This is a genomic window from Kluyvera ascorbata ATCC 33433 (assembly GCF_000735365.1).
Taxonomy (GTDB): Bacteria; Pseudomonadota; Gammaproteobacteria; order Enterobacterales; family Enterobacteriaceae; genus Kluyvera; species Kluyvera ascorbata.
Window position 1 is genome coordinate 1 of sequence record NZ_JMPL01000175.1, and the last position, 6,512, is coordinate 6,512.

Annotated in this window: 4 protein-coding genes; 3 read left to right on the forward strand and 1 reads right to left on the reverse strand. The window is 56.4% G+C overall.

Annotation, left to right across the window (positions count from 1 at the left end; translation table 11 throughout):
- On the reverse strand, positions 1–1,373 hold a 1,373-nt coding region (locus GKAS_RS22275; protein WP_035897574.1), incomplete at its 3' end, for a SmvA family efflux MFS transporter.
- Positions 1,374–1,495: 122 nt separating this feature from the next.
- Here GKAS_RS22275 and GKAS_RS22280 point away from each other — a divergent pair.
- From GKAS_RS22280 to GKAS_RS22290, 3 genes are all read left to right on the forward strand, one after another.
- Entirely contained in the window at positions 1,496–2,077 is a 582-nt protein-coding gene (locus GKAS_RS22280) for a TetR family transcriptional regulator (RefSeq protein ID WP_035897575.1), read from the forward strand.
- A gap of 176 nt (positions 2,078–2,253) precedes the next feature.
- Positions 2,254–3,639: a NarK family nitrate/nitrite MFS transporter gene (locus GKAS_RS22285; RefSeq protein ID WP_035897576.1), complete on the forward strand. Its 1,386-nt coding sequence runs from the start codon at positions 2,254–2,256 to the stop codon at positions 3,637–3,639.
- A 61-nt stretch (positions 3,640–3,700) separates the two neighbouring features.
- A partial coding sequence (locus GKAS_RS22290; RefSeq protein WP_035897577.1) for a nitrate reductase subunit alpha occupies positions 3,701–6,512 on the forward strand: 2,812 nt, incomplete at its 3' end.

Genomic DNA, 6,512 nt, shown 5'->3' on the forward strand with positions numbered 1-6,512 from the left:
GCCTCAATCAGGTGTTGCGCAGGAATGGCTGCCATCGACTGCGCCAGCTTGATGGCTTCACTAATCGATGACGAAGCCTGCTCGGCCGCCGCGCCGTCTACCCCTGCGGGCAGCACAATCGACGAAGTGTAGCTGCGGGTCAGGATCAGGCCGAACAGCGCAATGCCCAGCCCCGCGCCCAGCTCGTAGGCCATCGTTTCAATCGCCCCTGCCGCCGCCGCTTTCTCTTTCGGGGCCGCCGCCATAATGGCTGAACTGGAAGCCAGTAGCGCGCTGGCTACGCTAAAGCCCAGCAGCGTCATCAGCCCCCACGCCAGCCACTGCTGGGTGCTAAAATCAATCATCGACAGACCAATAAAGCTCAGCGCGCTTAGCAACATCCCGCCGGTCGCCACTTCACGCAGCCCAAGCTTCGACACCAGCACCCCGGCAATCGGGCCGCTAAAGCCGCTCGCCACCATGACCGGCAGCATAAACAGCCCGGCTTCAAACGGCGTTTTGCCGTGCACAAACTGCAGCTCCTGCGCCATCAGCAGCTCAAAGCCGACCAACGTGATCAGCGCCGTCATCGCCATCATGACCCCGCTTAAAATAATGCGATGGGTAAAGAGGCGCATATCCACCATCGGGCGCGTGGCCGATAGCTGTTTGCGAACAAACCAGTACAGCATTCCGGCACCGGCAATCGCGACCATTGCCACCAGCCACAGGGCAAGCTGCCCTTTCAGCGCTGATTTGGCGCTAAATACCAGCATCAGGATGGCAGCAATCAGCATCAGCGCCTGGAAAAGATTAAGCGGCTGTTCACGTCGCGCAGGCTGACGCGGTACCACTCGGGCATTAATGGCAATCACCACCAGCACAATCGGGACGTTTATCAGGAACACCGAGCCCCAATAGAAGTGCTCGAGCAGCAGACCGCCCACTAGCGGGCCAAACGCCGCGCCGCCGGAGCCAACGGCGGCCCACAGCCCCAGCGCCATATTACGGTGACGAGCTTCAGCAAAGGTGGTGCGGATCCCGGCAAGCGTTGCCGGAACAATCATCGCCGCACCAATCGCCAGCAGCGCGCGGGACGCAATCAGCGTCATCGCAGTCGGTGAAAACGCCGCCGCCAGCGAGGCCAGACCAAAGATCCCGCTGCCAAGCAGCAGCAGACGTTTAAAACCAATTTTATCGCCGAGCGCCCCCATCGGCAGCACCATACCGGCCATCACTAATGAATAGATATCAATGATCCACAGCAGCTCATTGCCGCTGGTGCCCAGCGCAACGCTAAGCGTCGGCGCGGCTACGTGCAGCACGGTGGCATCAATCGCCACCGGGATATAGACCATCAGGATAGCCATGAGCGTTAACCATTGGCGTGACATTTTTCCATTCCTCACATCGTTAATTTGTTGGACGCATGTCCAGGAAAAGGATCCTGCCGGATTGTTGAACGCATGTCCAATTCTTTGTTATTCTCATCTAAACCCTACTTAAACGAAGAAAAATGAACTATTTAAATCGAGAAGAACGGCGCGAAGCAATCCTCAAAACCGCCATGCAGGTGGCGCTAAGCGGGGGTTTTAACGCCATGACCGTGCGCAACATTGCCAGCGTCGCCGGCGTATCCAGCGGCCAGGTACATCACCACTTCACCTCTATTGGTGAACTCAAATCCCTCGCCTTCGTCAGGCTGATCCGTGAAATGCTTGATATGCCTCTGGTGGCGGACGATGCGAGCTGGCACGACCGCCTCTTTTCTATGCTTGGCAGTGACGATGGCCGACTTGAACCCTATATACGCCTGTGGCGTGAAGCGCAGCTGCTGGCAGACAGCGATAGCGAAATAAAAGGGGCTTACCTGCTCACGATGGATATGTGGCATAAGGAAACCGTATCGCTCATTTTGCGGGGAACAGAAGCGAATGAATTCAGGCCAATAGATAGCGCGGAAAACATTGCATGGCGATTAATTGCATTAGTGTGTGGACTAGACGGAATTTATGCACTAGGGATGGCAGAAATAAGTGACGAAATTTTCACTCGCTATATACAACATTATATTACGCTAGAGCTCAAGCCCACTTAATTTACATTTAGTAACAATTAACAACGTTTTATTCACAGCGCGTTTTCTTACAACGCGTTTTTTTTATCTATTCTTCAACGATAAAGAGATAAAACGGCCTGACAATAATACCCCTCCTCACCTACCTCGCTGTTTTTCCTTTGTTTCTTTTTTATGACGCGTTCCTCGAGGATTATATGGCAAGCAATGAGAAAGAGAATCATTACCTTCTAAAAGAATGGAAACCTGAAAATCCTGGCTTCTGGGAAAATAAAGGAAAATCAATTGCGAGGCGAAATCTGTGGATTTCCGTAGCCTGTTTATTACTCGCCTTCTGCGTCTGGATGTTATTTAGTGCAGTTGCGGTCAATCTTAATAAAGTCGGATTTAATTTCACCACCGACCAACTCTTTTTATTAACAGCACTACCTTCACTTTCCGGTGCAATATTACGTGTCCCCTACTCCTTTATGGTACCCATATTGGGCGGGCGCAAATGGACGGTGGTAAGTACGGTGATCCTGGTGGTACCGTGCATCTGGTTAGGCATTGCCATTCAGAACACCACTACTCCCTACTGGGTATTTATTATCATTGCACTACTGTGTGGTTTCGCTGGTGCTAACTTTGCTTCCAGCATGGGCAACATCAGTTTCTTCTTCCCGAAAGCGAAACAAGGCAGCGCGCTCGGTATCAACGGCGGCCTGGGCAACCTTGGCGTCAGCGTAATGCAAATGGTGGCGCCAGCGGTGATCTTCCTGCCTATCTTCACCTTTATCGGCATTCACGGCGTACCGCAGGAAGATGGTTCCATTCTCTCGCTTGCGAACGCTGCCGTTATCTGGGTACCGCTGCTGATTATCGCGACTATCGCGGCCTGGGTGGGGATGAATGATATTGCCAGCTCCAAAGCCTCCGTGCGTGACCAACTTCCGGTACTGAAGCGCCCGCATATGTGGCTGTTGAGCCTGCTCTATCTGGCGACCTTCGGATCCTTTATCGGTTTCTCAGCGGGTTTCGCGATGTTGGCAAAAACCCAGTTCCCGGACGTTAACATCCTCAAACTCGCCTTCTTCGGGCCGTTTATCGGCGCGCTGGCGCGCTCATTTGGCGGTGTGATTTCGGACAGACTGGGCGGCGTGAAGGTGACGCTGGTGAACTTCGTGCTGATGGCGGTATTCACCGGCCTGCTGTTCCTGACCTTACCGGGCAGCGGCTCCGGCAGCTTCCTCGCCTTCTACGTCGTATTTATGGGCCTGTTCCTCACCGCCGGGCTCGGCAGCGGCTCCACCTTCCAGATGATCGCGGTGATTTTTCGTCAAATCACTATCGACAGCGTTAAAAAACGCGGCGGTACGGATGAACAGGCCCAGCACGAGGCGGTAACCGATACCGCCGCCGCGCTGGGTTTTATCTCCGCTATCGGCGCGGTCGGCGGTTTCTTCATTCCGAAAGCCTTCGGCACCTCTTTAGCCATGACCGGTTCACCGGTCGGCGCCATGAAAGTGTTCTTTGTCTTCTACGTCGTGTGCGTGCTGGTGACATGGCTTGTCTACGGCCGACGCAAACCGACGTCAAAATAAACATAACTATGTGAGCAGTGTAACCACGGGGGAGCAAAGCCCCCCGTCAGGAGGAGCAAGTATGAGCAAGCTACTGGATCGCTTTCGCTACTTTAAGCAGAAAGGCGAGACCTTTGCCAACGGTCACGGACAGGTCTATGACAACAACCGCGACTGGGAAGACAGCTATCGTCAGCGCTGGCAATTCGACAAAATCGTTCGCTCCACGCACGGGGTGAACTGTACGGGCTCATGCAGTTGGAAGATCTATGTTAAAAACGGGCTGGTCACCTGGGAAACTCAACAGACCGACTATCCCCGCACCCGCCCTGACCTGCCAAACCATGAGCCTCGCGGCTGCCCACGCGGCGCCAGCTACTCCTGGTATCTCTATAGCGCCAACCGCCTCAAATACCCGCTGGCGCGCAAAAAGCTGATTGAGCTGTGGCGCGAAGCCCTCGCCGCGCACCCGGACCCAATGGTGGCCTGGGACAGCATCATGAAAGACCCGGAAAAAACCCGCAGCTACAAGCAAGCGCGCGGTAAAGGCGGCTTTGTGCGTTCGTCGTGGAAAGAGCTTAATCAGCTGATTGCCGCCGCCAACGTCTGGACAATTAAAAAGTACGGCCCCGACCGCGTGGCGGGCTTTTCACCTATTCCGGCGATGTCGATGGTCTCCTACGCCGCCGGTACCCGCTATCTCTCCTTGATTGGCGGCACCTGCTTAAGCTTTTACGATTGGTACTGCGACTTACCGCCAGCGTCGCCGATGACCTGGGGCGAGCAGACCGACGTGCCGGAATCCGCCGACTGGTACAACTCCAGCTATATCATCGCCTGGGGTTCTAACGTGCCGCAGACCCGTACCCCGGACGCCCACTTCTTTACCGAGGTGCGCTACAAAGGCACCAAGACCGTTGCCATCACCCCGGACTTCTCTGAAGTCGCCAAGCTCAGCGACCAGTGGCTGGCACCAAAACAGGGTACCGACAGCGCACTGGCTATGGCGATGGGTCACGTGATCCTCAAAGCGTTCCACCTCGATAACCCGAGCGAATATTTCATCAACTACTGCCGCCGCTACACCGACATGCCGATGCTGGTGATGCTCGACAGCCGCGACGACGGTTCGTATACCGCAGGTCGCCTGCTGCGCGCATCTGACCTGGTCGATGGGCTCGGCGAAGCCAATAACCCGGAATGGAAAACCGTTGCCTATAGCCTCGACGGCGAACTGGTGGTACCTAACGGCTCGATAGGCTTCCGCTGGGGGGAAAAAGGCAAATGGAACCTTGAATCGCTGGCCTCCGGCAAAGAGACCGAGCTTGCGCTCTCATTGCTGGATAACCGCGATACCGTGGCTGGCGTGGCGTTCCCCTACTTTGGCGGCAACGAAAACCCGCACTTTCGCAGCGTCAAACAAGACCCGATTCTGGTACGCAAGCTGCCGGCAAAACAGCTGGCCTTCGCCGATGGCAGCAGCCGTCTGGTCGTGAGCGTCTATGACCTGGTGCTTGCCAACTACGGCCTTGACCGCGGTCTGGACGATGACCTGGCGGCGAAAAGCTTCGATGAGGTGAAAGCCTATACCCCGGCCTGGGGCGAGCAGATAACGGGCGTATCGCGCCACAACATCGAAAAGATTGCCCTTGAGTTCGCCGACACCGCGCACAAAACGCACGGTCGTTCGATGATCATCCTCGGTGCCGGGGTCAACCACTGGTACCACATGGACATGAACTACCGTGGGATGATCAACATGCTGGTGTTCTGCGGCTGCGTCGGTCAAAGCGGCGGCGGCTGGGCGCACTACGTGGGCCAGGAGAAGCTGCGTCCGCAAACCGGCTGGCTGCCGCTGGCCTTCGCGCTGGACTGGAACCGTCCGCCGCGCCAGATGAACAGCACCTCCTACTTCTACAACCACGCCAGCCAATGGCGCTATGAGAAGCTGACCGCGCAAGAACTGCTCTCACCGCTGGCCGACCCGAAAAAGTACACCGGGCATCTGATAGATTTTAACGTCCGCGCCGAGCGTATGGGCTGGCTGCCGTCCGCACCGCAGTTGAACCTCAACCCGCTGGCCGTGAAGGCCAAAGCGGAAGCGGTAGGCATGACGCCGCAGGAGTACACCGTTCAGGCGCTGAAGTCTGGCGATATTCGTTTTGCCAGCGAACAGCCGGATAACGGCGCAAACCACCCGCGCAACCTGTTTATCTGGCGCTCCAATCTGCTGGGCTCCTCCGGTAAAGGCCACGAGTACATGCTGAAGTATCTGCTCGGTGCCGACAGCGGGATTCAGGGCGAAGATCTGGGTTCGACCGACGACGTAAAACCGGAAGAAGTGGAGTGGCAGACCGCCGCCATCGAGGGCAAGCTCGACCTGCTGGTCACGCTTGATTTCCGTATGTCCAGTACCTGCCTGTTCTCCGATATCGTCCTGCCGACCGCCACCTGGTACGAAAAAGACGATATGAACACCTCGGATATGCACCCGTTCATTCACCCGCTTTCCGCGGCGGTGGATCCGGCGTGGGAGTCCAAAAGCGACTGGGAAATCTACAAAGGCATCGCCAAAGCGTTCTCGGAAATCTGTCAGGGTCACCTCGGCGTAGAAACCGACGTGGTGCTGCAACCGTTACAGCACGACTCCCCGGCGGAGCTGGCGCAGCCGTTTGCCATTCAGGACTGGCGCAAAGGCGAATGTGACCTGATCCCAGGCAAAACCGCGCCAAACATTGTCGCCGTTGAACGCGACTACCCGGCCACCTACGAGCGCTTTACCTCGCTCGGCCCGTTGATGGACAAACTCGGCAACGGCGGCAAAGGCATCGGCTGGAAAACCCAGACCGAGATCGACTTCCTCGGTAAGCTCAACTACGTCAAGCTCGACGGCC